This window comes from Streptomyces sp. NPDC019531 (genome assembly GCF_044903305.1).
GTDB lineage: Bacteria > Actinomycetota > Actinomycetes > Streptomycetales > Streptomycetaceae > Streptomyces.
In genome coordinates this window covers 42,917-67,244 of the sequence record NZ_JBJDQL010000007.1, presented here as the reverse complement: position 1 = coordinate 67,244, position 24,328 = coordinate 42,917, and the positions used below count along the sequence as shown (strand labels likewise).

The following is a 24,328-nucleotide window of genomic DNA, read 5'->3' as shown; positions in this document are numbered from 1 at the left end:
GCGGGTTTCGCGCCGTTGGAGCATGCAGACGGGTGCGACAGCCCTCCGGTGCGGCTTCGGCCCACAATGCTGGGGTACCGTCAGAAGAACTGTCTTATCAAACTCACTATGGCAGGAGGGACGGGGCGACATCGCTCCGTATGGATGGACGTGAAGCGATACTTCCGTGGGCCGGTCATGTGGATCGTGCTGGCCGTCCTTGCCGTGGTCGTGTTGATGCAGGTCGTCGGCTCGTCCGGCGGCTACAAGACGGTGGACACCGGCCAGGTCGTCCAGGCGATCAATGACAACAAGGTCGAACAAGCCAAGCTGACCACCGGCGACGAGAACACCATCAAGGTGCAGCTCAAGGACGGCGAAAAGGTCGAGGGCAGCTCGAAGATCCAGGCGAGCTACATCGGCGACCAGGGCGTGACCATCGCCAACACGCTGCAGACCAAGTACCAGGACAAGCAGATCCCCGACGGGTACACCGTCTCGCCGACGAAGCAGAACGCCTTCGTCGGGATCCTGCTCTCCCTGCTCCCCTTCGTCCTCATCGTGGTCGTCTTCCTGTTCCTGATGAATCAGATGCAGGGTGGCGGCTCCCGGGTCATGAACTTCGGGAAGTCCAAGGCGAAGCTCATCACCAAGGACACTCCGAAGACGACGTTCTCGGACGTCGCCGGCTCGGACGAGGCCGTCGAGGAGCTCCAGGAGATCAAGGAGTTCCTCCAGGAACCGGCGAAGTTCCAGGCGGTCGGGGCCAAGATCCCCAAGGGCGTACTGCTGTACGGCCCTCCCGGCACCGGCAAGACCCTGCTCGCGCGCGCCGTCGCGGGCGAGGCCGGCGTGCCCTTCTACTCGATCTCGGGTTCCGACTTCGTCGAGATGTTCGTCGGTGTCGGTGCCTCCCGAGTCCGTGACCTCTTCGAGCAGGCCAAGGCGAACGCCCCGGCGATCGTCTTCGTCGACGAGATCGACGCGGTCGGCCGCCACCGCGGCGCCGGCCTCGGCGGTGGCCACGACGAGCGCGAGCAGACCCTGAACCAGCTGCTCGTCGAGATGGACGGCTTCGACGTCAAGGGCGGCGTGATCCTCATCGCCGCGACGAACCGGCCCGACATCCTCGACCCGGCCCTTCTGCGCCCCGGCCGCTTCGACCGCCAGATCGCGGTCGACCGCCCGGACATGCAGGGCCGTCTGGAGATCCTCAAGGTTCACCAGAAGGGCAAGCCGGTCGCCCCGGACGTCGACCTGTCGGCGGTCGCCCGCCGCACGCCGGGCTTCACCGGCGCGGACCTGTCGAACGTGCTGAACGAAGCGGCGCTCCTCACGGCGCGCAGCAACAAGAAGCTGATCGACAACCACATGCTCGACGAGGCCATCGACCGTGTCGTGGCGGGCCCGCAGAAGCGGACCCGGATCATGTCGGACAAGGAAAAGAAGATCACCGCGTACCACGAGGGCGGACACGCCCTGGTCGCGGCGGCCTCCCCGAACTCCGACCCGGTCCACAAGATCACGATCCTCTCCAGAGGCCGTGCTCTCGGCTACACGATGGTCCTGCCGGACGAGGACAAGTACTCGACCACGCGCAACGAGATGCTCGACCAGCTCGCCTACATGCTGGGCGGCCGCGCTGCCGAGGAACTGGTCTTCCACGACCCGACCACCGGCGCAGCCAACGACATCGAGAAGGCCACGGCGACGGCCCGCGCGATGGTCACGCAGTACGGCATGACCGAGCGTCTCGGCGCCATCAAGTTCGGTGGCGACAACACCGAGCCGTTCCTCGGACGTGAGATGGCTCACCAGCGCGACTACTCGGAAGAGGTCGCCGCGCTGGTCGACGAAGAGGTCAAGAAGCTCATCGAGAACGCGCACAACGAGGCCTGGGAGATCCTGGTCGAGAACCGCGACGTCCTCGACAACCTCGTGCTCCAGCTCCTGGAGAAGGAGACGCTGGGCAAGGAGCAGATCGCCGAGATCTTCTCCGCCATCGTCAAGCGTCCGGCACGGCCGGCCTGGACCGGTTCCTCGCGACGCACGCCGTCCACCCGTCCGCCGGTGCTCTCCCCCAAGGAGCTCGCACTGACGAACGGCGCCAACGGCGCGACCCCGGCGATCACCACCGCCAAGGCCACCGCGTCGGAGCCGGCCGCGGAGGCGGTTCCCGAGGAGCGTCCCGAGAGCTGACCCGCCCGGAAAGCTGACCGGAAGCTGACCTCCGGTCACACCTCGGTGACCTCACCAGGCCCGGAATGGATGCCGCGCCCCCCAGGTTTTAGCCTGGGGGGCCGCGGCGTTTTTCGGCCGTGAGGACTCTAGGAACGAGGCACCAGATGACCGACCCCGTGACGCTGTACGGCGAGGGCTCCATCGGCGAGTTCGACGAGAAGCGCGCCGAGAACGCCGTACGCGAGCTGCTGATCGCGGTCGGAGAGGACCCGGACCGCGAGGGGCTGAGGGAGACGCCGACGCGGGTGGCTCGGGCGTACAAGGAGATATTCGCGGGGCTGTGGCAGAAGCCTGAGGACGTGCTGACCACGACGTTCGATCTGGGGCACGACGAGATGGTGCTCGTGAAGGACATCGAGGTGTACAGCACCTGTGAGCATCATCTGGTGCCGTTCCGGGGTGTCGCTCATGTCGGGTACATCCCGGCCACCACCGGCAAGATCACAGGGCTGTCGAAGCTGGCCCGGCTCGTGGACGTCTACGCCCGCCGGCCGCAGGTGCAGGAACGGCTCACCACGCAGATCGCGGACTCCCTGATGGAGATGCTGGAGCCGCGCGGCGTCATCGTCGTCGTGGAGTGCGAGCACATGTGCATGTCGATGCGGGGGATCCGCAAGCCCGGTGCCAAGACGCTCACCTCCGCCGTGCGGGGTCAGCTGCGGGACGCGGCGACCCGCAACGAGGCGATGAGCCTGATCATGGCCCGCTGAGCGGCCTGTCGGCTTTGGAGCCTCACGCGGTCGACGTGGCCCCCGTGTTCCGGTCGTCGTCCTCCGGGAGCTTGCAGACGCGCTCCAGGAAGATGGCCGCCGCTATCACCGCGATGCCGGCCAGGACCGAGAAGCCGGCGTAGATGGCCTGGTCCCGGCGGGCGGGGATGTCGAGGGACTCCAGGAGGAAGACGCCGGTGCCGCCGTACATGCCGGAGACCAGGGCGGCGACCAGGGCGCTGGCCTGGCCGAAGACGACCGCGCGGGCGGCCATCAGGGGGTCGACGCCCTTCGCTTCCGGGTTGCGCTCCCGCTGGGCCTTGAGACGGGCACGGATCGAGAGGGCCGTGGCCACGAGGACCACGGCGATCAGGGCGAGGACGATGGGGGCGGCCAACGGGACGCTGGGCAGGGTCCCGATCGAGTTCCACAGGCGGGCGCCCGCCCAGGACAGGACCCCGGCGACGGCGAAGACGCCGGCCAGCAGCCTGATGCGCAGCTCTCTCACGGTGTTCCTTCAGCTCCCCCGGGGGTCCTCGGGCTGTCCCGCGGACTGTGGTCGTGTTGACCTTAACGGCTATTCGGGCAGCTGGAGTTCCAGGTCCTTGCGGGCTTCCACGCCCTCCCGGGTGACGGTGCCGAGGAGTTCGGCGACCGGGCCGCGGCCGGGCAGCTGGGCCTCGGGCTCCACGTCGTGCCAGGGGGCGAGGACGAAGGCGCGCTCATGGGCGCGGGGGTGGGGCAGGGTGAGGACCGGGTCGTCGGAGACCACCTCGGCGTACGCGACGATGTCGACGTCGAGGGTGCGCGGGCCCCAGCGCTCGTCCCGCACCCGGTTGAAGGCCTCCTCGATCGCGTGCGCCCGCTCCAGCAGGGAGGACGGGGGCAGCGTGGTCTTCAGCACGACGACCGCGTTGAAGTACGACGGCTGGCTGTCGGCCGCCACGCCCCACGGCTCGGTCTCGTAGACGGGGGAGACCGCCTTGACGCGGACGCCCGGGGTGTCCTCAAGAGCGTCGATGGCCCCCTGGATGGTCTCCAGGCGGTTGCCGAGGTTGGAGCCGAGGGAGAGCACGGCCCGTTTCGGGTTGTGCAGGGTGGTGTCGGCGGCGTCCACCTGCTGCACGACGGAAGCGGGTACCGGCTGTACGGTCGGGTCGCTGTGACCCGCGGTGAAGGACGCGGTCATGCTCGGCTCCGGGTGATGGTGACGGTCACGTCGTCGAACGGGACGGTGATCGGTGCGTCGGGTTTGTGGACCCGGACCTCGACCTCCTCTACCCCGTCGTGCTTCAGACAGGCCTGGGCGATGCGTTCGGCGAGAGTTTCGATGAGGTTGACGGGCTCGCCCTCGACGACGGCCACGACCTCCTCGGCCACGATGCCGTAGTGCACGGTCTTCGCCAGGTCGTCGGCGGCGGCGGCCGGCCGGGTGTCCAGGCCCAGGACGAGGTCCACGACGAAGGTCTGGCCCTCCTCGCGTTCCCTGGGGAACACGCCGTGGTGCCCGCGGGCCTTGAGGCCGCGCAGCGCGACACGATCCACGCGAATCACTCCTGCAATCGTCGGTGCCGGCCGGTCCGTGCCGTGTGCGGGCGGCACACCGGCCTCGAACGAATCTACCTGCGAGCACTGACAGAGCCGGGCCACGGGGGCGCGGGCACGTGCCGGGCCCAGGAGGTTTCACCTTGTGTTTCCCCTGGGGAACCCGGCGGCTCACGGGTTGGTAGCCGCCCATACCCAGGGGTTCGTGATTCCAACCACTTCCTGGTCCTGACGGCTTACGAGGGCGTCTCCTCGTCCTCGTCCTCGTCGCTCTCGGCCAGTACCGGGGAGGCGTGGTGGGACCACATCCTCCAGCCCTCGGGGGTGCGCCGGAACACGTTCGTGGCGACCACCAGCTGGCCGACCAGCGGGCCCAGCTCCTCGCTGCCCTCGGGCGCGGGGCCGCCGCTGAGGATGTTCTCGGTGCAGGTCACCAGGGCGGTGTCGCCGGTGACGGAGACATGCACGTCGGTGAGGAAGAACTGGATGTAGTCGGTGTTCGCCATGATCAGCGCGTACGACCTGAGGACCTCGCCGCGTCCGGTCAGCACGGGCCAGCCGGGGTGGACGCAGGAGACCACGCCGACGTCGGCCGGGTCGTGGTACTCCTCGTCGACGCCCAGGTCGGCCGGGGTGAGCCAGAGCGAGGACAGTGCCTCGAAGTCGCCGCGCTCCAGCGCCTCGTAGAAGGAGGTGTTGGCGGCCTCCACCTGCTCCACGTCCGTGTGCGGGGCGCTCACCGGGCTCCTTCCACGGCGCGGGCGACCCGTACCGCGTCCGCCGTCGCACGCACCTCGTGCACGCGTACCGCCCATGCTCCGGCGTGCGCCGCGAGGGCGGATACGGCGGCCGTGGCGGCGTCGCGCTCGCGCGCGGGCGGCGGGGCGCCCTCCGGGCCGGCGAGGACACGGCCGAGGAAGCGCTTGCGGGAGGCGGCGACGAGCAGGGGGTGGCCGAGGCCGAGGAGACGGTCGAGGTGGGAGAGGAGGACCAGGTCGTGCTCGGCGTCCTTGGAGAAGCCGAGACCCGGGTCGACGACGACACGGTCGGGGGCGACACCGCCCGTGAGGACGGCGTCCACGCGCGCGCGGAGCTCGTCCAGGACCTCGGCGACGACGTCGCCGTAGACGCCCCTGACGTTGCCGCCCTCCAGGAAGCCGCGCCAGTGCATGACGACGAAGGGGGCGCCCGCGTCGGCGACGACCGGGATCATCGCCGGGTCGGCGAGGCCACCGCTGACGTCGTTGACGAGGGCGGCGCCGGCGGCGAGGGCCTGTGCGGCGACGGAGGCGCGCATGGTGTCGACGGAGACGGCGACGCCCTCGGAGGCGAGTCCGCGGACGACGGGGACGACGCGCCGGAGCTCCTCGGCCTCGTCGACGCGGGTGGCGCCGGGGCGGGTGGACTCGCCGCCGACGTCGACCAAATCTGCGCCCTCCTCGACGAGAGCGAGGCCGTGCTTGACGGCGGCCGTCGTGTCGAACCAGCGGCCGCCGTCGGAGAAGGAGTCGGGGGTGACGTTCACGACCCCCATGACCGCGCAGCGGTCCCATTCCGGAAGGCCGGCGACGCGCCCGCGTCCGCTCTGCTTGCTCATGCGTTCAGCCTAGGCCCAGCGTGGATCCGTGGGACCGCGCGGCCTGTGGGGCACGGACCGCGCGGCCTGGGTCACGCCGCTCTGACGTCCCGCTCGCCGACCGCGTGCGCACACGCGCGTGCGCTGTGCGAGCGGCGGCGCAGGAAGCGCGGCAGCGGGAGTGCGAGGTTGACGAAGCCCTCCGCCTGCATGGCGGCGAAGCCGATGCGCGGAAGGTCTCCGGAGGCCCGGTAGACGACGAAGCGGGGCTCCCAGCGGGGCTGGAACTTCGCGTTGAACTTGTACAGGGACTCGATCTGGAACCAGCGGGACAGGAAGACCAGCAGACCGCGCCAGGCGCGCAGCACAGGGCCCGCGCCGATCTTCTCGCCGCGCGCGAGCGCCGAGCGGAACATGGCGAAGTTCAGCGACACGCGCGTGATGCCGAACTTCGGGGCCGCCTGGAGGGCCGCGACGATGAGCAGTTCGTTCATGCCGGGGTCGGCCGTGCGGTCCCGTCGCATCAGGTCCAGGGAGGCCCCGTCGGTGCCCCAGGGCACGAAGTGCAGGATCGCCTTGAGGTCGCCGTACGGGCCGGGCTGGTCGTCGGCCTTGTGGGCGGTGGCGATGAGGCAGTCGCCGTCGGAGAGGTCGCCGATGCGGCCCAGGGCCATCGAGAAGCCGCGCTCGGTGTCCGTGCCGCGCCAGTCGTCGGCGGCCTGCCGAACGCGCTCCAGCTCGGTCTCCCCGAGGTCACGGACGCGCCGCACCCGAGTCTCGTAACCGGCGCGCTCGATGCGCTTGACCATCTGGCGCACGTTGCGCATCGCACGGCCGGCGAGGGAGAAATCCGCGACGTCCACCACCGCCTCGTCGCCCAGTTCGAGGGCGTCCAGGCCGGTCTCGCGGGTCCACACCTCGCCGCCGGTCTCCGAGCAGCCCATGACGGCGGGGGTCCAGGAGTGGGCCTGGGCCTCGTCCATGAAGCGCTCGATGGCGCCCGGCCAGGCCTCGACGTCGCCGATCGGGTCGCCGCTGGCGAGCATCACGCCGGACACGACGCGGTAGGTCACCGCCGCCTTGCCGCTGGGGGAGAAGACGACGGCCTTGTCGCGGCGCAGCGCGAAGTGGCCGAGGGAGTCGCGGCTGCCGTGCTTGACGAGGAGGGCCCGCAGGCGGGACTCGTCGTCCTCGGTGAGGCGGGCGGCGGGGTGTTCGGGGCGGAAGGCGAGGTAGATCGTGGTGATCGCGGTGAGCAGGCCCAGGGCGCCCAGGGAGACGCCGACGGTCCACGAGGTGTCCCCCTGGTAGTCGACGGGGCCCTCGAAGCCGAAGAGGCCGTACAGGACGTGCGTAATGCGATCGGCCAGGCTCGGGTCGCCGACCAGGCGGTTCGGGTGGACGCTGACGATGATCAGTCCGAGGACGAGGGAACCGGCGCCCATGAGGACGAAGTTGGCGAGCGCGCGCCAGCGGCTGCGCGGGTCCGGCAGTGCCTTGAACTGGTCGCGGTGGCGCAGAAGCGGCGCGAGCAGGGCGAGCGAGATGGCCACTCCGAGGAGCGAGTGGCGGTATGTGAACTGCGCCAGCGCCCCCGCCGGCAGCAGTGCCACGGCCGCCCGCCAGGCCCGGCGCTTGCGGCGCCTGAGGCCGTGGGCGAGCAGCAGCAACAGGACGCCGGTGCTGAGCGAGAGCGCGGCCGCGAACGGACCGAGCGCGCCGGGCAGTACCTCGGCCATGGTGTGCATACGGCTGTGCCGGAAGCGTGGGAAGACGCCGGCGGCGGTGTCCAGGAGACCCACGAGGGCGCAGGCTCTGGCGACGAGGACGGGGACGGCCTCGGGGCGCGGTCCGTGCAGTGCACGCCGCAACCGTGTTGATCGGATCGGAACCCCGCCCGACATTTCCTCATCTGTCCTGACAGACATCGCATCCCGTGGTTCTGCGAGTGACCTTGGATCCGGAGCCGATTGGGGCATCCGGCGACATTGCGCCCTCTAGGACGGTGTCTCGTGAGGAGAGGTTCACTCATCTCCTCAAAGCCGTTTCAAAGGCCGAGGAAAGCGAAAGCAAGCAATGGGTCTCACGAGCAACAACACGCTGGTGCTGGCGGTCCTGGCCGCGATGGCGCTGTTCGCCGGCACGGTGTGGCTCTGGCCGCGGCTCGCGCGGCGTGGCTGGCGGTCCGTCAGCGGCCGTGTCGGGCTGCTGCTCGCGACCCAGCTCTCGCTCTTCGTGTCGGTGGGCCTCGCGGCCAACCAGACCTTCGGGTTCTACGCCTCCTGGGCGGATCTGCTGGGCCGGGAGACCGACCAGGGTGTGGTGGTCGACCACAACCCGGCCGACCGCGCGGGCGGGCCCCTGAGGGTGACCGCGATCGGGGACGTGCCCGGCAGGGGCGGCTTTCGGCCGTCGTCGGTCGGGCAGATCCAGAAGGTCGACATCGTCGGCCGTACGACACACATCGCTTCGCCCGCGTACGTCTATCTGCCCCCGGAGTATTTCCAGGCCCGCTATCGCGCGCGTACCTTCCCCGCCGCCGTCGTCCTGACCGGATATCCGGGCACCGCGAGAGCGCTCGTGGACAAACTCCACTACCCGCGCACCGCCTTGCAACTCACCAAGGACGGCCGTATGGAGCCGATGATCCTGGTGATGCTGCGGCCGACGGTCGCGCCGCCGCGGGACACGGAGTGCGCGGATGTCCCGGACGGGCCGCGGACCGAGTCGTTCTTTGCGAAGGATCTGCCCGAGGCGGTGACCGCGCACTACCGGGTGGGCCGGGAACCGGGAAGCTGGGGGATCATCGGGGACTCCACGGGCGGCTACTGCGCGCTGAAGCTCGCCATGCACCACCCCAAGGTGTACGCCGCCGGGGCGGGCCTGTCCCCGTACTACAACGCGCCGGTGGACCCCACCACGGGCGATCTCTTCCACGGCGACAAGGCGCTGCGCGACCGCGCGAACCTGTGGTGGTGCCTCAAGCACCTGCCCCCGCCCGACACCTCACTGCTCGTCAGCAGCAGCAAGGTGGGCGAGGCGAACTACAAGGACACGCTGAAGTTCATAGACCGGGTGAAGGCCACGGAAACGACACGTATCTCGTCGATCATCCTGGAAAGCGGGGGGCACAACTTCAACACCTGGCGCCGGGAGATCCCGGCGACCTTGCAGTGGATCAGCGGGCGGTTGAGTGATCGATGAGTGATCGATGAGTGATCAATGCGCCGAATTCGGCGGCCGTTCCGATTCCTGATGTCGTGTGAAGGCTGCGGGATGGCTGTGTTTTTACGGGGCGGGGCACCACGATTCACCTACGCGCGGTAAGTTTCTGGCCATGCCACGTGGACGTCACCGCCATTCCCCGCCTCTGCACAGGCTGCTGCCTCCGTCGGCGATCGCAGGCGTCTCTCTCGTCTGCGCCTTCGGACCCTGGGTGTTCTCGCAGCAGGCCGTGCTGCGCGTGATAGCCGCGTTCGCCGCGGCGGTCGCGGTCGTCGGGGCGGCGGTCATGCGCCGTTGGGACGCGCAGGCGGGCAAACAGGTCGCCGACCTCACGCGCGCGCGGGCGAGCGACGAGTGGCGGCACGAGGAGCGTGCCGCCGAACTCGAGACCGACCTCGAGGAGTCGCGGGAGCTGCGCGTCAAGCTGGAGCAGCGACTGCGGGCCAAGCGCGCGGAGCTGGCGGGCCTGCGCAACGAACACGCGGCGCTGCTGCGGCGGTACGCCACGGCGGAGACCGAGCGGGCCAGCGCCCTGGAGGGCCGTCGGCTGCTGGAGATAGAAGCCGCCCCGGCGCGGGCGCTGCCTCCGGCGGAGCCGGTCGACGGGGAGGCCGTGGCGGTGGCTGCCGCGGTCGAGGAGGAGACCGAGGCCGCGGCGGAGACCGCGGACACGGAGACCTCAGAGGCCTCCGAAGCCGCGGTGGAGCCGCCGGCGATCTTCTCGCCGGAGGGTTCCCGGCTGTTCTTGCGGGCGAACGCGGCGCTGAAGCGGCTCGACGAGGGCGGCGACGGCGACGGCGACGGGGACGGGGACGGCGACGGGGACGGGGCTGTCAGGACGGAGGCCGGGGCCAAGGCCGAGGCTCGGGTCAGGACGGGGACCATGGCCGAGCCCAGGAGTTCCGCGGCCGAGCCCAAGAGCGAGCCGATGAACGCCGGTTCCGGCGCGGCGGATGCCGTGGGCACCGAGGCGGAGGCCGCGCAGGAGGACGAGGCGCAGGGGAAGCCCGAGGCGGTCGACGGGCATGAGCGCGCGGCCGCCACCATCACGGCCAGACCGGCCCAGCCGGCGCAGCAGCCCGCCGGGCACTTCATCGCGCCGACCGCGGTGGCGGTCGTGCCCGCCGGTCCCGTGCGGCGCCAGCGGATCGAGGGTGGGTTCGACTTCTTCGGCACGAAGCCCGGGGCCTCGCAGGACGCCCTGGAAGCCGTGCAGAACGAGGACCTCGCCGACGTCGTGGGCCAGGAGGCCCTCGCCCTGCACAAGGCCGAGTCGGAGTCGGAGTTCAAGCCGGCCGACGAGGAGTCGCGGGGCATCGGCCAGGTCATCGACCTGACGGCCCACGACGAGACGGAACAGATCGACCTGCAGGGACTGCGCAGCGCGGTCTCCTGACGGACGCACAGGTGCTCGAACGGGGCACGGTCAGACCATCCAACGGTCGGGCCGTGCCCCTTTCCGTCCCGTACGCGACCTCTCCGCCTGCGCCCCGAGCAGCTCCGCGGCCTCCTGAGCGTCCCTCAGGCGGGCTGTGACGGTCTTGTTCGCTCCCGTGTCCACGTGCACGTCGGCGACCCGCCACAGCCGCTCCCAGGGTCCTTGCGCGAGCCGTACGCTCTGGACCTTCGCGTGCGGTACGAGCGCCAGGCTCCGCCGCAGCAGCCCCTGCCGCGCGGCGAACACCGCGTCGGTGACGGTGAGTCCGTAGCCGCGCCACCACAGGGGCACGCACCGCCGGGACCGCCGCGGCGGCCTCGACAGAGCCGACAGGGGCGGAACCGTCACGCCGGGCAGCACGCGCGCGACGACCGCCTCGGCGACCTCGCGCGGAGCGACCGGTACCAGCACGGAGTTGGACGACCCGGCCACGTCCAGCTCGACCCGCACCCAGCCGCGCCGCCGCCACAGCAACGGCTCCACGATCCGCACGGTCTGCACGCGTCCCGGTGGCACCGTCTCGTGCGTGCGGTCCAGCAGGCCGTGGTCGATGCGCAGCCCGTCCGGAGACTCGCCCACCGTCCAGTCGTACTCCGTGACGAACCGTCCCACGCTGCTCGCGCCCGCCGCGCCGAGGAGCGGCAGTGCGGTCGCGAGGACCGTCCAGGCGCTGTGGGTGGCCATCCACAGCAGCGGTGGTACGACGAGGGCGGCGACCAGGCTGCCCCAGGTGGCGCCCGAGAGCACAAGGGAAAGCGCGAGATCGCGCGGAGGCGTGCGCAGCAGTTCGCGCGCCGGGGCTTCGCCGACCTCGTGCGCGGTCTCGGGCGCGAACCCGGCGGCGCGCGCGAGGAGTTCCGCGCGCAGCGCCCGCGCCTCGCGCTCCCCGAGGAAGGCCAGCTCGTCCTTCTTGTCGGTGCCGACGACATCGAGCCTGAGCTTCGCGACACCCGCCACGCGCGCAAGGAGCGGCTGCGTGACGTCGATCGCCTGGATCCGCTCAAGCCGGATGTGCGCGGTGCGCCGGAACAACAGGCCGGTCCGGATGCGCAGTTCGGTGTCGGTCACCGCGAAGTGGGTGAACCACCAGGTGAGAAAGCCGTACAGGGCGGCGGCCGGAATGATGACGGCGAGCGCGATCAGCAGGGCGGTGGTCGTCAGCCGCGTCAGCTGGCGCTGCGCCTGGTCGGGGTCGTGCACGGCCCACCCGATGACCACGGCGACCGGCGCCCACGCGCGCCTGAGCGGCGTTATGGGATGCAGCCGCCGCTCGGCGACGGGTTCCTTCTCCGGCTTGCCCTGTACGGCGTCGTCGACGCCCGGCGTCGTCACAGGCCCGCCGATCGGGCCTCGCCGAGTTCGGTGAGCCGGTCGCGCAGTCGTTCCGCCTCGGCCGGGTCGAGGCCCGGGATGATCGCGTCGGTCGCCGCGGCCGCCGTGTGCAGCTGGACGCTGGCGAGCCCGAAGTGCCGCTCCACGGGCCCGGAGGTGACCTCCACCAGCTGCATGCGGCCGTACGGCACGACGGTCTCCTCGCGCCACAGCACGCCCCGGCTGATCAGCAGGTCGTCGGCGCGCTCGGCGTAGCGCCAGGACCGCCAGTTGCGGCCGAGCATCACCCAGCCCCACCCGATGAGGGCGAGCGGCAGCAGCGCGAACGCCGCCCAGACCGGTCCGCAGAGCAGCCCGAGCAGTAGCCCGAGGGCCACGGCGAGCAGTCCCAGCCACACCACCAGCAGCAGCCGACGCATCCGCAGCAGCCCCGGCGGCAGCCCGGTCCACACCGGCTCGTCCCCGGCGACCCCTGTGTCCTGCCCGCTCCCCGTCTCCATGGGGCCAGCGTACGTAGGAGAGACTGTGTCCATGACTCCCACGACGGAGACCACGGTCGGCATCGGCGGGGCCGCGGAGAGCACCGACATGGTGCTCAACATCGGACCGCAGCACCCGTCCACGCACGGCGTGCTGCGCCTGAAGCTGGTCCTGGACGGCGAGCGCATCATGAGCGCGGAGCCGGTGATCGGCTATATGCACCGGGGCGCGGAGAAGCTCTTCGAGGCGCGCGACTACCGCCAGATCATCATGCTGGCCAACCGCCACGACTGGCTGTCGGCCTTCTCCAACGAGCTAGGCGTGGTGCTCGCCGTCGAGCGCATGCTCGGCATGGAGGTGCCGGAAAGGGCGGTGTGGACGCGCACGCTGCTCGCCGAGCTGAACAGGGTGCTGAACCACCTGATGTTCCTGGGCTCGTACCCGCTGGAGCTCGGCGGCATCACCCCGGTTTTCTACGCCTTCCGGGAGCGCGAGGTCCTCCAGAACGTCATGGAGGAGGTCTCCGGCGGCCGGATGCACTACATGTTCAACCGGGTCGGCGGCCTCAAGGAGGACCTGCCCGCCGGCTGGAGCTCACGCGCGCGTGCCGCTGTCTCCGCCGTGCGCTCGCGCATGGACCGCTTCGACGACCTGGTGCTCGGCAACGAGATCTTCCGCGGGCGGACGAGGGACGTGGGCGTCCTCGCGCCGGGGACCGTGCACGCGTACGGCGTGAGCGGGCCCATCGCGCGCGCCTCGGGCGTCGACCTCGACCTGCGCCGCGACGAGCCGTACCTGGCCTACGGCGAGCTCCAGGACACGCTGAAGGTGGTGACCCGCCAGGAGGGCGACTGCCTCGCCCGCTTCGAGGTCCTCCTGGAGCAGACCCACAACGCCCTCGACCTCGCCGACGCCTGCCTCGACCGGCTCGCGCAGCTCCCGCCGGGGCCGATCAACCAGCGGCTCCCGAAGGTCCTTAAAGCACCCGAGGGCCACACGTACGCGTGGACCGAGAACCCGCTCGGCATCAACGGCTACTACCTCGTCAGCAAGGGCGAGAAGACCCCGTACCGGCTGAAGCTGCGCTCGGCCTCGTACAACAACATCCAGGCGCTGGTCGAACTGCTGCCGGGCACGCTGGTGGCCGACATGGTGGCGATCCTGGGGTCACTGTTCTTCGTGGTCGGGGACATCGACAAGTAGGGCCCTGCGGCCCACCGGTGAGTCCGGAATCCCCACCGGCTGGAGCAGCCAGCCGAAGTCGCCGAGTCCGCCTGAGGCGGTGAGCTCTGCGGCCTCTCCGGCGCGGGCGAGGGCGCGTACGTACTCAGCGGGTTGTGTGGAAGCGAGGGCGAGCGGGGGGCGTGCGCCCACGATGTCCAGGGCGTGCAGCGCGTCGCGTTGGGTCAGGACACGCCCTCCTGGCAGCGCGCAGGCGGCCATGCACGCGTCCAGCGCCACATGCGCCGTGAGGTCGCACGAGCCGTCCGGTACCGGTGCCGTCTCGCGCCCCTCCCGGAAGCCGGTGAGCGTGCCGAACGGGGGGCGCGAGGATGCCGTGTGCGCGTAGTCGACGGCGACCGCGAGGCCCCGCTCGACCGTCGTGACCGCGGACGCCCACGCCTGGTCGCGGGGCAGGCCGATCTCGGCCCGCAGCCCTGCCTCGGGCGGCAGCCGCCACCACCGGCCGAGCCAGTCGGCCTCCGGACCGACGACCGGTTCCCCGAGACGCTCGCGTCCGTCCCGTCGTACGAGAACCCGTCGCGGCAGGCCCGAGGTGTCCGTCTCGGCGACCTCCACGGGCACGTTGTCCAGCCACTCGTTGGCGAACAGCAGTCCGGTGACGCCCTTCGGGGGCTCCTGCCGCCACTCGATCCGGTGAGCGAGGCCGGCCGGGCGGTCGGCGAGTTCGACGGCGTACGCGCGCGTGCGTGCGGCCACGTCGGAGGGCAGCACGGCGAGCACGCCGGTGATCAGCTCGCCCCGCCCCGCGGCCATGTCGACGAAGTCGAGCCGTGCGGGCTGTCCCAGCGCGTCGTCGACGCGGCGCAGCAGCCGGGCCACGGCCTCGGCGAACAACCGGGAGGCGTGCACGGACGTTCGGAAGTGCCCGGCAGGCCCCTCCGGCCTGCGGTAGAAGCCCTCAGGCCCGTAGAGAGCGGCCTCGGCGGCGGCCCGCCAGTCGCTCCAGCCGCCCCTCGGCCCGTCCGTCGTGTCATCGGTCACGCCGTCAGGCTAGGCGCACGGGGGAACGGGCCCTCCACCTTGGGGAGTACGCGCGGGCGGTACGGATCGGTCCTCCGGTTGACCCCTGCACACATCACGCTTCCCTACGCTGGGTTACGTGCAGCGCCTTTATGACTTCCTCCGCAGGCACCCGACAGGGGTCGACGCCTTCTGGGCCGTCTTCCTGTTCGGGATCTCGCTCGCGAGCGAAAACGCCCGAGGGGAGTCCCAGGGGACCGAGTCCCCCTTCGCGATCGTTCCGGTCATCCTGCTGTTGTGCCTGGTGATCGCGTTGCGTCGGCGTATGCCGGAGAAGATGCTGCTGCTGGCCATCGGGCTCGGTGTGGTGCAGCTCGCGCTGGACGTGGAGACCACGGCCGCCGACTTCGCCTTCCTGGTGATCGTCTACACCGTGGCCGCCACGGCCTCCCGCTGGGCGTCCCGGCTGGCGCTGACGATCGGCCTGTGCGCGGCCCCCGTCGCGCAGCTGCGCTGGCCGAACGAGAACTCCAGCACGCTCGGCAATGTCGCGATCATGATCTTCCAGACCGTGCCGTTCGCCCTGGCCTGGGTGCTCGGCGACTCGATCCGCACCCGCCGCGCCTACTTCGCGCAGCTGGAGGAGCGCAACGCGCGTCTGGAGAAGGAGCGCGAGGCCCAGGCGAAGGTCGCCGTCGCCGCCGAGCGCGCCCGGATCGCCCGTGAGCTGCACGACGTCGTCGCGCACAACGTGTCGGTCATGGTCGTCCAGGCCGACGGCGCCGCCTATGTCCTCGACGCCGCGCCCGACCAGGCGAAGAAGGCGCTGGAGACCATCTCCTCCACCGGCCGCCAGGCCCTCGCCGAGATGCGCCGCCTGCTGGGCGTGCTGCGCACCGGAGAGCACCAGGAGGGCGGCGAGTACGTCCCGCAGCCCGACGTCGAGCAGATCGAGGACCTCGTCGAGCAGTGCCGCGGCTCCGGACTCCCCGTCGACTTCAAGATCGAGGGCACCCCGCGCCCGCTGCCCAGCGGCGTCGAGCTGACCGCGTACCGCATCGTGCAGGAGGCGCTCACCAACACGCGCAAGCACGGCGGACCCAACGCGGGGGCGAGCGTGCGGCTGGTCTACTTCGACGACGGGCTCGGTCTGCTCGTCGAGGACGACGGCAAGGGTGCCCCGCACGAGTTGTACGAGGAGGGCGGCGCCGACGGTGCGGGCCACGGCCTGATCGGCATGCGCGAGCGGGTCGGCATGGTCGGCGGCACCCTGGACGCGGGCCCCCGCCCCGGCGGAGGATTCCGCATCAGTGCGCTGCTGCCGCTCAAACCAGCGCACTGACCCCGACGCACGCCCCCTGTTGACACCTGTCATGCCCCCTGACCGCCCGACACCGTCACACCCCGCACGACCCCGAGAAACGGAAGAGGACCGATGACGATCCGCGTGATGCTCGTCGACGACCAGGTGCTGCTGCGCACCGGGTTCCGGATGGTGCTCGCCGCCCAGCCGGACATGGAGGTCGTGGCGGAGGCGGGGGACGGTGTGGAGGCCCTCCAGGTGCTGCGCTCGACCGCCGTGGACGTCGTCCTGATGGACGTCCGCATGCCGAAGCTCGACGGCGTGGAGACCACCCGGCGCATCTGCTCGGAGCCCGACCCGCCCAAGGTGCTCATCCTGACCACCTTCGACCTCGACGAGTACGCCTTCTCCGGCCTCAAGGCGGGCGCCTCCGGCTTCATGCTCAAGGACGTGCCGCCCGGCGAACTGCTCGCCGCGATCCGCTCGGTGCACAGCGGCGACGCCGTGGTCGCCCCCTCGACCACCCGGCGCCTGCTCGACCGGTTCGCGCCCATGCTGCCCGCCACCGGTATGGAGCCGCAGAACAAGGAGCTGGACCGGCTCACCGACCGCGAGCGCGAGGTCATGATGCTCGTCGCGCAGGGGCTTTCCAACGGCGAGATCGCGGCCCGGCTCGTCCTGTCCGAGGCGACGGTGAAGACTCATGTCGGCCGCATCCTGACCAAGCTCGGCCTCCGGGACCGGGTGCAGGTGGTGGTGCTGGCCTACGAGACGGGGCTGGTACGGGCGGGTGGGCAGGGCTGAGACACCGGGTCCCCGGCCAGGCACCAGGACTGGCCGGGCACCTGAGGGCACTGGAGCGGCGCGCGCCCTCATGACCTCATGGTGCACCCCGGCACTGACAGTTCGGCTCCGCCCCGACCCCTGACCGCCTAGCCGGCGACCTCCCCCAGCCGGGCGACGAAGTCCGCGGCCGCCGCCCTCACGTCCGCCGCCGTCCACTCCAGGGCCGCGGCACGGACGTAGACCTCGGTCATGGCCAGGCCGGGGCCCTTCTCGTCCCAGGGGTTGGTGAACAGGGCCGTCCTGGTCTCCTCCGACTGCCGGATCGCGGCCTCGGAGAGCTCGTCGACGCCGTACGGCAGCCAGACCTGGAAGTCGAAGGTGTGCGGTACCTCGGGATGGACCCGCGCCCACGGCACCCCCGCCTCGGTGAACCCCTCGCGCAGTGCGGCGGCCACCACGCGCGCGTGGGTCACGTATTCGGGCAGCCTGGGCAGTTCCCGCTCCAGTCCGGCGAGGGCCGACAGGACGGTCGGGAACTGCTGGAAGACCGCGCCGCCGTACCGGTGCCGCCAGGTCTTCGCCTCCTCGACGAGGGTCTTCGGACCGGCGAGTGCGGCCCCGCCGAAGGCCTGCAAAGACTTGTAGAACGACACGTAGACGCTGTCCGCGAGGTCCGCGATCTCGTCCAGGGGGCGGCCGAAGTGGACGGTGGTCTCCCACAGGCGCGCGCCATCGAAGTGCACCACCGCGTCACGCTCGCGCGCCGCCTCCACCACCTCGGTGAGCTCCTGCCAGGTGGGCAGCACATAACCGGCGTCCCTGAGGGGCAGCTCCAGCATCAGCGCGCCGAAGGGCTCCTCGAAGCCGCGTATCTCGTCGGCGGTGGGCAGCCTGGGCTCGTTCGTCACATGGACCGGGCGCAGACCGGACACCTCCCGGAAGGCGTCGCGCTCGTGCACCTCGGGGTGGGCCAGAGGGTGCAGGGCGACGGTGGGGTTGCCGGTGCGGCCCGCCCAGCAGCGCAGCGCCACCTGCTGGGCCATCGTGCCGGTCGGGAAGAACGCGGCGGCCTCCTTGCCGAGGAGACCGGCGACCCTCTCCTCCAGGGCCTCGACGATGCCGTTCCCGTAGAGGTCGCCCGGCTCGTCCAGGTCGTACAGCGCGTCCGCCCCGTCGAGCAGCGTGAGGCGCTCGCGGAGGGGTGCCAGCAGCCCCAGGCGCGCCAGCGTGCGCTCCGCGCCCTGATACGCGGTGATGCGCCGTCTGCGGCGGCGCAGGAGCCGTTCCGCCTCAGTGACCGGCTCCGGCCGTCCCTCGTCCGCCGTCTGCCCGGTGCTCCGCTCCGCTGCGTCAGTCATGCGCGGATCATCTCGTGCACCCCCGAGCACGGGCACGCCGATTTCCGCACTCGCCGCCCATGGGAACCCACAGCCTGTGGACAGCCGAACGCCCCTCGAACCGATCGCGTTAACATGACGAGAAATCGTCCGGTACCCAGATGCGGACTGGAACGGGAAGGCCGCCGTCGCGTGAGTACAGCCCAACAGCCAGACAGCAAGGACCGCCCCGCGCGGCTCACCGTCGGCGTCGTCGGCGCCGGCCGGGTGGGTCCCGCGCTCGCCGCGTCCCTCCAACTCGCCGGGCACCGCCCGGTGGCCGTCTCCGGAGTCTCCGACGCCTCCCGGCGGCGGGCCGAGCTGATGCTCCCGGACGTGCCGCTCGTCGCCCCCGCGGACGTGCTCCAGCGGGCCGATCTGGTGCTGCTGACCGTCCCCGACGACACCCTGCCCGGTCTCGTCGAGGGTCTCGCCGAGACCGGGGCCGTGCGGCCGGGCCAGCTGCTCGTGCACACCTCCGGGCGGTACGGCGCGAAGGTCCTGGACCCCGCCCTGCGCGCGGGTGCGCTGCCACTGGCCCTGCACCCCGCGATGACCTTCACCGGCACCCCCGTGGACGTCCAGCGCCTCGCGGGCTGCTCCTTCGGCGTCACCGCCCCCGAGCAACTGCGGCTGGCGGCCGAGGCCCTCGTCATCGAGATGGGCGGCGAGCCCGAGTGGATCGACGAGGAGATGCGGCCGCTGTACCACGCGGCCCTCGCCCTCGGCGCCAACCACCTGGTCACCCTGGTCGCCCAGGCCATGGAACTGCTGCGCTCGGCAGGCGTCGAGGCCCCGGACCGGATGCTCGGCCCACTGCTCGGCGCAGCCCTCGACAACGCCCTGCGCTCCGGCGACGCGGCCCTCACCGGACCCGTCGCGCGCGGGGACGCCGGCACGGTCGCCGCGCACGTCACGGAACTGCGCAAGCACGCTCCCCAGACCGTCTCCGGCTATCTGGCGATGGCCCGCGCGACCGCCGACCGGGCGCTCGCCCACGGACTGCTGAAGCCGGAGCTGGCGGAGGACCTCCTCGGGGTACTCGCGAGCGGTACCGACGGCGCCGAGGGAGAGGCCCGATGACCACGACCCTGCTGCGCACCGCCGACGAACTGCACGCACGCGCGCGTGCGGGCCGCCGGGCCGTAGTGATGACCATGGGCGCCCTGCACGAGGGCCACGCCACCCTGATCCGCACGGCGCGCGAGATCGCCGGACCGGACGGCGAGGTCGTCGTCACCGTCTTCGTGAACCCCCTCCAGTTCGGCGCCGGCGAGGACCTCGACCGCTACCCGCGTACGCTCGACGCCGACCTCAAGATCGCCCAGGACTCCGGCGCCGACGCCGTCTTCGCGCCCTCCGTCGACGAGGTCTACCCGGGCGGCGAGCCCCAGGTCCGCATCAGCGCGGGCCCGATGGGGGAGCGCCTTGAGGGCGCCTCGCGCCCCGGCCACTTCGACGGCATGCTCACCGTCGTCGCCAAGCTGCTGCACCTCACCCGCCCCGACATCGCCCTCTACGGCCAGAAGGACGCCCAGCAGCTCGCCCTGATCCGTCGGATGGCGCGCGACCTGAACTTCGGTGTCGAGATCCTCGGCGTGCCCACCGTGCGCGAGGACGACGGCCTGGCCCTGTCCAGCCGCAACCGCTATCTCTCGCCCGCCGAGCGGCGCACGGCGCTCGCGCTCTCCCGCGCCCTGTTCGCGGGCCGAGACCGGCACGCGGCACAGGAGGCCCTGCGCGCGCGGGCCCGCGAAGTGCCCGCCACACACGCGCGCGCCGAGGCCCTCAGCGCCCTCGGCGAGTCCCGCGCGGCCGCCGACACACATGCCGTCGCCAAGGCCCTGCCGGGTGCCCCCTCGGCCGTCCGCGCGGCCGCCCGCCTGATCCTCGACGACGCCGCCCGCCAGGACCCGCCGCTCGCCCTGGACTACCTCGCGCTCGTCGACCCGTCCGACTTCGGCGAGATCGACGACGACTTCACCGGCGAGGCCGTCCTCGCCGTCGCCGCCCGGGTGGGAACGACCCGGCTGATCGACAACATCCCCCTGACCTTCGGAGCCGCCTCGTGACCAGCACAGGCATACGACTGCACGCGCCCGCGCCCGGGTGGTCCATCGCCGCGGACGTCGTGGTCGTCGGCTCCGGGGTCGCCGGTCTCACCGCGGCCCTGCGCTGCGAGTCCGAGGGCCTCAGGACCGTCGTCGTCACCAAGGCCCGCCTCGACGACGGCTCCACCCGCTGGGCGCAGGGCGGCATCGCCGCGGCCCTCGGTGAGGGCGACACCCCCGAACAGCACCTGGACGACACCCTGGTGGCGGGCGCGGGCCTGTGCGACGAGGAGGCCGTCCGGATCCTGGTCACCGAGGGCCCGGACGCCGTACGACGGCTCATCGCGACCGGCGCGCACTTCGACGCGTCCGAAGCGGGCGACCTGGAGCTCGCCCGCGAGGGCGGCCACCACCGCCGGCGCATCGCGCACGCGGGCGGCGACGCGACCGGTGCGGAGATCTCCCGGGCACTCGTCGAGGCCGTACGCGCGCGTGGCTTGCGCACGATCGAGAACGCGCTCGTGCTCGACCTGCTGACCGACGCCGACGGTCGTACGGCAGGCGTCACCCTGCACGTCATGGGCGAGGGCCAGCACGACGGCGTGGGCGCCGTGCTCGCCCCCGCGGTCGTCCTCGCGACCGGCGGCATGGGCCAGGTGTTCTCCGCGACCACCAACCCGTCCGTCTCGACCGGCGACGGGGTGGCGCTCGCCCTGCGCGCGGGTGCCGAGGTCAGCGACCTGGAGTTCGTGCAGTTCCACCCCACCGTGCTGTTCCTCGGCCCGGACGCGGAGGGCCAGCAGCCGCTCGTCTCCGAGGCGGTGCGCGGCGAGGGCGCCCACCTGGTCGACGCCGACGGAGTGCGCTTCATGGTCGGGCAGCACGAACTGGCCGAGCTCGCGCCCCGGGACATCGTCGCCAAGGGCATCACGCGCCGCATGCAGGAGCGGGACGCCGAGCACATGTTCCTCGACGCCCGGCACTTCGGCGCCGACATGTGGGAGCACCGCTTCCCGACGATCCTCGCCGCCTGCCGCGCCCATGGCATCGACCCGGTCACCGAGCCCGTCCCCATCGCGCCCGCCGCCCACTACGCCTCCGGCGGCGTCCGCACCGACTCCCGGGGCCGTACGACCGTCCCCGGCCTGTACGCGTGCGGCGAGGTCGCCTGCACCGGCGTCCACGGCGCGAACCGGCTCGCCTCCAACTCCCTCCTTGAGGGCCTCGTCTACGCAGAGCGCATCGCCGCCGACATCACGGCGAGCCACGCGGGCAACGGCCTTCAGGCACGCGTGCCCGCACCCGTCGAGCATCCTCGGACTCCGGCGCACCCCCTGCTCGCGCCCGAGGCCCGGTTCGCGATCCAGCGCACCATGACGCGGGGCGCGGGCGTGCTGCGCTCGGCCGAGTCCCTGGCCGGCGCGGCGGAGGTGCTGCACAAGCTGCACGCCGACGCGCGCGACGCCCTCGACGAGAACGGCAAGACGGCCGAACCCGGCGTCGACACCTGGGAGACCACCAACCTCCTGTGTGTGTCCCGCGTCCTGGTCGCCGCGGCCCGGCTGCGCGAGGAGACCCGGGGCTGCCACTGGCGCGAGGACGAGCCCGACCGGGACGACTCGGCGTGGCGCCGCCACATCGTCGTACGGCTGAATCCCGACCGGACCCTCGCCGTACACACCACCGATGCCGCAGACTTCCCCCCGACCCGGCAGCCCCTTCAGGAGCAGTGACACCAGTGAGCACCGACGACCTTCCCCTCGCCCCGTCCGGAGGCTGCGGCGACGGCTGTGCCTGCGGCGCGGACGCCGGCGACGAGCACTACCTGGAGTGCGGGCTCGACCCCGCGCTCGCGCAGCTCCTGGCCGACGCCGGGCTCGACCCCGTCGAGGTCGAGGACATCGCCAACGTGGCCATCCAGGAGGACCTCGACCACGGTGTGGACGTGACAACCGTCGCGACCATCTCCGAGGACGCCGTCGCCACCGCGGACTTCGTCGCGCGCGAGGCGGGCGTCGTGGCCGGCCTCAGGGTCGCCGAGGCGGTCGTCTCGGTGGTCTGCGAGGACGAGTTCGAGGTCGAGCGGCACGTCGAGGACGGCGACCGGGTGGAGGCCGGGCAGAAGCTTCTGTCGGTCACCACACGCACGCGTGACCTGCTCACCGCCGAGCGCAGTGCGCTGAACCTGCTGTGCCGGCTCTCCGGCATCGCGACGGCCACGCGCGCGTGGGCGGACGTACTGGAGGGCACCAAGGCACGCGTGCGTGACACGCGGAAGACGACTCCGGGGCTCAGGTCGCTGGAGAAGTTCGCGGTGCGGTGCGGGGGCGGGGTCAACCACCGGATGTCGCTGTCCGACGCGGCGCTGGTGAAGGACAACCACGTGATCGCCGCAGGTGGCGTCGCGCAGGCCTTCAAGGCCGTACGGGAGGCATTCCCGGACGTGCCGATCGAGGTCGAGGTCGACACCCTGCACCAGCTGCGCGAGGTCGTGGACGCCGGCGCCGACCTGATCCTGCTGGACAACTTCACGCCCGGGGAGTGCGAGGAGGCGGTCGCGCTCGTGCACGGGCGGGCCGCGCTGGAGGCCTCCGGGCGGCTGACGCTGGCCACCGCGCGCGCGTACGCCGACACCGGCGTCGACTACCTCGCCGTGGGGGCGCTCACCCACTCCTCGCCGATCCTCGACATCGGCCTCGATCTGCGTGAGGCGGAGTAGTCGCGATGCTCCTCACGATCGACGTAGGAAACACGCACACCGTCCTCGGGTTGTTCGACGGCGAGGACATCGTCGAGCACTGGCGGATCTCCACGGACGCGCGCCGCACGGCGGATGAGCTGGCGGTACTGCTGCAGGGCCTGATGGGCATGCATCCGCTGCTCGGGGACGAGCTGGGCGACGGCATCGACGGGATCGCCATCTGCGCGACCGTGCCGTCCGTGCTGCACGAGCTGCGTGAGGTGACGCGGCGCTACTACGGCGATGTGCCGGCCGTGCTCGTCGAGCCGGGGGTGAAGACGGGGGTGCCGATCCTCACGGACAACCCCAAGGAGGTCGGTGCGGACCGGATCATCAACGCGGTGGCGGCCGTCGAGCTGTTCGGCGGCCCCGCGATCGTCGTGGACTTCGGTACGGCGACGACGTTCGACGCGGTGTCCGCGCGCGGGGAGTACGTCGGCGGGGTCATCGCGCCCGGTATCGAGATCTCCGTGGAGGCGCTCGGGGTGCGGGGCGCGCAGCTGCGGAAGATCGAGGTGGCCCGGCCGCGGAGTGTGATCGGGAAGAACACGGTCGAGGCGATGCAGTCCGGCATCGTGTACGGGTTCGCCGGACAGGTCGACGGGGTCGTGAGCCGGATGGCCCGGGAGCTCGCGGACGACCCCGACGAGGTGACGGTGATCGCGACGGGCGGGCTGGCGCCGATGGTGCTGGGGGAGTCGTCGGTGATCGACGAGCACGAGCCGTGGCTGACGCTGGTGGGACTGCGTCTGGTCTACGAGCGGAACGTGTCACGGATGTGACCGCCCCGTCGGCCCCGCGCCCCTGAAACTGCCACGGCCATGACTGCCCCGCCGGCTCGGTGGGCCCGGAGATTTCACCGGCGGGGCTGCCTGCCGGTTCCGCGGGCCGGGGTGTGGCGCTGGTGGGGCCGCCTGTACGTCCCGGGGCCGGGGCCTTGCACTGGTGGGGCTGCCTGTTCGTCTCGCGGGTCGGGACGCGTTGTCGGTGGAGCGGCCTGTCTGTGCTGGGGGGCCGGGGTGTGGCGCTCGTAGGACTGCTCGTGGATTCTGCGGGTCGGGACACGTCGCCGGCGGGGCTGCCTGTCCGTCTCGGGGCCGGGGCGTTGCGCTGCTAGGGCCGCCTGTTCGTCTCGGAGGTCGGGACACGTCCCCGTTGCAGCTGCCTGCCTGCGTGGCTGCCCGTCCCGGGGGCCGGGGCATGGTGCTGGTGAGACTCTTCGTCCGTCGCGCGGGTCGGAACACATCGCCTGTGGGCTTCCCGCCCCTCCTGCGGGCCGGGACCCCTCGTCGATGGGACTCCCCGGCCGTCCCGTCGGCCCGGGCGTGGCGCGCGGCCGGG

The 24,328-nt window shown here is 71.7% G+C and carries 22 protein-coding genes; 12 read left to right on the top strand and 10 right to left on the bottom strand.

The features are described from left to right. Nucleotides 1-144: 144 nt before the first annotated feature. Nucleotides 145-2,178, top strand: coding sequence for an ATP-dependent zinc metalloprotease FtsH (gene ftsH / locus ACI2L1_RS11345; RefSeq protein ID WP_404739079.1), 2,034 nt, complete (start codon nucleotides 145-147; stop codon nucleotides 2,176-2,178). A gap of 146 nt (nucleotides 2,179-2,324) precedes the next feature. Continuing rightward, nucleotides 2,325-2,930 (top strand): GTP cyclohydrolase I FolE, encoded by a 606-nt coding sequence (gene folE, locus ACI2L1_RS11340; protein WP_404739078.1) that lies wholly within the window; start codon nucleotides 2,325-2,327, stop codon nucleotides 2,928-2,930. Between the two features lie 22 nt (nucleotides 2,931-2,952). Here the strand turns inward: folE and ACI2L1_RS11335 are convergent, their stop codons facing one another. The 6 genes from ACI2L1_RS11335 to ACI2L1_RS11310 all read right to left on the bottom strand — a co-directional run bounded on the left by ACI2L1_RS11335 (nucleotide 2,953) and on the right by ACI2L1_RS11310 (nucleotide 7,955). After that, nucleotides 2,953-3,438 (bottom strand): DUF3180 domain-containing protein, encoded by a 486-nt coding sequence (locus ACI2L1_RS11335; protein ID WP_404739077.1) that lies wholly within the window; start codon nucleotides 3,436-3,438, stop codon nucleotides 2,953-2,955. Between the two features lie 69 nt (nucleotides 3,439-3,507). Further along, entirely contained in the window at nucleotides 3,508-4,119 is a 612-nt protein-coding gene (gene folK / locus ACI2L1_RS11330; protein WP_404739076.1) for a 2-amino-4-hydroxy-6-hydroxymethyldihydropteridine diphosphokinase, read from the bottom strand. After that, nucleotides 4,116-4,475, bottom strand: a complete 360-nt coding sequence (gene folB, locus ACI2L1_RS11325; RefSeq protein WP_404739075.1) for a dihydroneopterin aldolase — start codon at nucleotides 4,473-4,475, stop codon at nucleotides 4,116-4,118. The genes folK and folB overlap by 4 nt, the downstream gene beginning before the upstream one ends. Before the next feature lie 236 nt (nucleotides 4,476-4,711). After that, entirely contained in the window at nucleotides 4,712-5,215 is a 504-nt protein-coding gene (locus ACI2L1_RS11320; protein ID WP_404739074.1) for a nuclear transport factor 2 family protein, read from the bottom strand. After that, nucleotides 5,212-6,072 carry a dihydropteroate synthase gene (gene folP, locus ACI2L1_RS11315; protein ID WP_404739073.1) on the bottom strand — a complete coding sequence of 287 codons (861 nt, stop codon included), beginning with the start codon at nucleotides 6,070-6,072 and terminating at the stop codon, nucleotides 5,212-5,214. The genes ACI2L1_RS11320 and folP overlap by 4 nt, the downstream gene beginning before the upstream one ends. Before the next feature lie 71 nt (nucleotides 6,073-6,143). Next, a complete protein-coding gene (locus ACI2L1_RS11310; protein ID WP_404739072.1) occupies nucleotides 6,144-7,955 on the bottom strand; it encodes a phosphatidylglycerol lysyltransferase domain-containing protein in 1,812 nt (603 codons plus the stop codon). Nucleotides 7,956-8,127: 172 nt separating this feature from the next. Here ACI2L1_RS11310 and ACI2L1_RS11305 point away from each other — a divergent pair, with 172 nt between their 5' ends. Beyond that, a complete protein-coding gene (locus tag ACI2L1_RS11305; protein ID WP_404739071.1) occupies nucleotides 8,128-9,255 on the top strand; it encodes an alpha/beta hydrolase in 1,128 nt (375 codons plus the stop codon). Nucleotides 9,256-9,388: 133 nt separating this feature from the next. Beyond that, nucleotides 9,389-10,672 carry a hypothetical protein gene (locus ACI2L1_RS11300; RefSeq protein ID WP_404739070.1) on the top strand — a complete coding sequence of 428 codons (1,284 nt, stop codon included), beginning with the start codon at nucleotides 9,389-9,391 and terminating at the stop codon, nucleotides 10,670-10,672. 30 nt (nucleotides 10,673-10,702) lie between these two features. Here the strand turns inward: ACI2L1_RS11300 and ACI2L1_RS11295 are convergent, their stop codons facing one another. Next, entirely contained in the window at nucleotides 10,703-12,046 is a 1,344-nt protein-coding gene (locus ACI2L1_RS11295; protein WP_404739069.1) for a PH domain-containing protein, read from the bottom strand. After that, the gene (locus ACI2L1_RS11290) at nucleotides 12,043-12,546 is read right to left on the bottom strand and encodes a PH domain-containing protein (RefSeq protein WP_404739068.1); all 504 of its coding nucleotides are present in this window, start codon (nucleotides 12,544-12,546) and stop codon (nucleotides 12,043-12,045) included. The genes ACI2L1_RS11295 and ACI2L1_RS11290 overlap by 4 nt, the downstream gene beginning before the upstream one ends. Before the next feature lie 31 nt (nucleotides 12,547-12,577). Between ACI2L1_RS11290 and ACI2L1_RS11285 the strand changes: the two genes are divergently transcribed. Further along, complete coding sequence (locus ACI2L1_RS11285; RefSeq protein WP_404739067.1) at nucleotides 12,578-13,729, top strand: NADH-quinone oxidoreductase subunit D; 1,152 nt, start codon at nucleotides 12,578-12,580, stop codon at nucleotides 13,727-13,729. On the opposite strand, the gene ACI2L1_RS11280 is transcribed toward ACI2L1_RS11285, so the two are convergent. Continuing rightward, nucleotides 13,694-14,752, bottom strand: coding sequence for an SAM-dependent methyltransferase (locus ACI2L1_RS11280; protein WP_404739066.1), 1,059 nt, complete (start codon nucleotides 14,750-14,752; stop codon nucleotides 13,694-13,696). The two genes, ACI2L1_RS11285 and ACI2L1_RS11280, sit on opposite strands and share 36 nt — an antisense overlap. A gap of 118 nt (nucleotides 14,753-14,870) precedes the next feature. Here ACI2L1_RS11280 and ACI2L1_RS11275 point away from each other — a divergent pair, with 118 nt between their 5' ends. Together ACI2L1_RS11275 and ACI2L1_RS11270 are read left to right on the top strand one after the other, a co-directional pair. Then, nucleotides 14,871-16,073, top strand: a complete 1,203-nt coding sequence (locus ACI2L1_RS11275; RefSeq protein ID WP_404739065.1) for a sensor histidine kinase — start codon at nucleotides 14,871-14,873, stop codon at nucleotides 16,071-16,073. Between the two features lie 93 nt (nucleotides 16,074-16,166). After that, nucleotides 16,167-16,838, top strand: a complete 672-nt coding sequence (locus tag ACI2L1_RS11270) for a response regulator (protein WP_404739064.1) — start codon at nucleotides 16,167-16,169, stop codon at nucleotides 16,836-16,838. A 128-nt stretch (nucleotides 16,839-16,966) separates the two neighbouring features. On the opposite strand, the gene ACI2L1_RS11265 is transcribed toward ACI2L1_RS11270, so the two are convergent. Next, nucleotides 16,967-18,178, bottom strand: a complete 1,212-nt coding sequence (locus ACI2L1_RS11265) for a threonine aldolase family protein (RefSeq protein ID WP_404739063.1) — start codon at nucleotides 18,176-18,178, stop codon at nucleotides 16,967-16,969. Between the two features lie 171 nt (nucleotides 18,179-18,349). Here ACI2L1_RS11265 and ACI2L1_RS11260 point away from each other — a divergent pair, with 171 nt between their 5' ends. Genes ACI2L1_RS11260 through ACI2L1_RS11240 form a run of 5 tightly spaced genes read left to right on the top strand, consistent with a single transcriptional unit; the run spans nucleotide 18,350 to nucleotide 23,769 of the window. Continuing rightward, nucleotides 18,350-19,279, top strand: a complete 930-nt coding sequence (locus ACI2L1_RS11260) for a Rossmann-like and DUF2520 domain-containing protein (protein WP_404739062.1) — start codon at nucleotides 18,350-18,352, stop codon at nucleotides 19,277-19,279. Then, nucleotides 19,276-20,268, top strand: coding sequence for a pantoate--beta-alanine ligase (gene panC, locus ACI2L1_RS11255; RefSeq protein ID WP_404739061.1), 993 nt, complete (start codon nucleotides 19,276-19,278; stop codon nucleotides 20,266-20,268). Before ACI2L1_RS11260 ends, panC begins: the two co-directional genes overlap by 4 nt. Continuing rightward, on the top strand, nucleotides 20,265-21,980 hold the full coding sequence (locus ACI2L1_RS11250) for an L-aspartate oxidase (protein WP_404739060.1): 1,716 nt from the start codon (nucleotides 20,265-20,267) through the stop codon (nucleotides 21,978-21,980). The genes panC and ACI2L1_RS11250 overlap by 4 nt, the downstream gene beginning before the upstream one ends. A gap of 5 nt (nucleotides 21,981-21,985) precedes the next feature. After that, nucleotides 21,986-22,966 (top strand): carboxylating nicotinate-nucleotide diphosphorylase, encoded by a 981-nt coding sequence (gene nadC / locus ACI2L1_RS11245; protein ID WP_404739059.1) that lies wholly within the window; start codon nucleotides 21,986-21,988, stop codon nucleotides 22,964-22,966. Between the two features lie 5 nt (nucleotides 22,967-22,971). Beyond that, nucleotides 22,972-23,769, top strand: a complete 798-nt coding sequence (locus ACI2L1_RS11240) for a type III pantothenate kinase (RefSeq protein ID WP_404739058.1) — start codon at nucleotides 22,972-22,974, stop codon at nucleotides 23,767-23,769. The last annotated feature ends 559 nt before the right edge of the window (nucleotides 23,770-24,328 follow it).

Coding starts and splice junctions, on each gene's coding strand:
- ftsH (WP_404739079.1), top strand. CDS start 145: ATGGACGTGAAGCGATACTTCCGTGGGCCGGTCATGTGGATCGTGCTG.
- folE (WP_404739078.1), top strand. CDS start 2,325: ATGACCGACCCCGTGACGCTGTACGGCGAGGGCTCCATCGGCGAGTTC.
- folK (WP_404739076.1), bottom strand. CDS start 4,119: ATGACCGCGTCCTTCACCGCGGGTCACAGCGACCCGACCGTACAGCCG.
- folP (WP_404739073.1), bottom strand. CDS start 6,072: ATGAGCAAGCAGAGCGGACGCGGGCGCGTCGCCGGCCTTCCGGAATGG.
- ACI2L1_RS11310 (WP_404739072.1), bottom strand. CDS start 7,955: ATGTCGGGCGGGGTTCCGATCCGATCAACACGGTTGCGGCGTGCACTG.
- ACI2L1_RS11305 (WP_404739071.1), top strand. CDS start 8,128: ATGGGTCTCACGAGCAACAACACGCTGGTGCTGGCGGTCCTGGCCGCG.
- ACI2L1_RS11300 (WP_404739070.1), top strand. CDS start 9,389: ATGCCACGTGGACGTCACCGCCATTCCCCGCCTCTGCACAGGCTGCTG.
- ACI2L1_RS11290 (WP_404739068.1), bottom strand. CDS start 12,546: ATGGAGACGGGGAGCGGGCAGGACACAGGGGTCGCCGGGGACGAGCCG.
- ACI2L1_RS11285 (WP_404739067.1), top strand. CDS start 12,578: ATGACTCCCACGACGGAGACCACGGTCGGCATCGGCGGGGCCGCGGAG.
- ACI2L1_RS11270 (WP_404739064.1), top strand. CDS start 16,167: ATGACGATCCGCGTGATGCTCGTCGACGACCAGGTGCTGCTGCGCACC.
- ACI2L1_RS11265 (WP_404739063.1), bottom strand. CDS start 18,178: ATGACTGACGCAGCGGAGCGGAGCACCGGGCAGACGGCGGACGAGGGA.
- panC (WP_404739061.1), top strand. CDS start 19,276: ATGACCACGACCCTGCTGCGCACCGCCGACGAACTGCACGCACGCGCG.
- ACI2L1_RS11240 (WP_404739058.1), top strand. CDS start 22,972: ATGCTCCTCACGATCGACGTAGGAAACACGCACACCGTCCTCGGGTTG.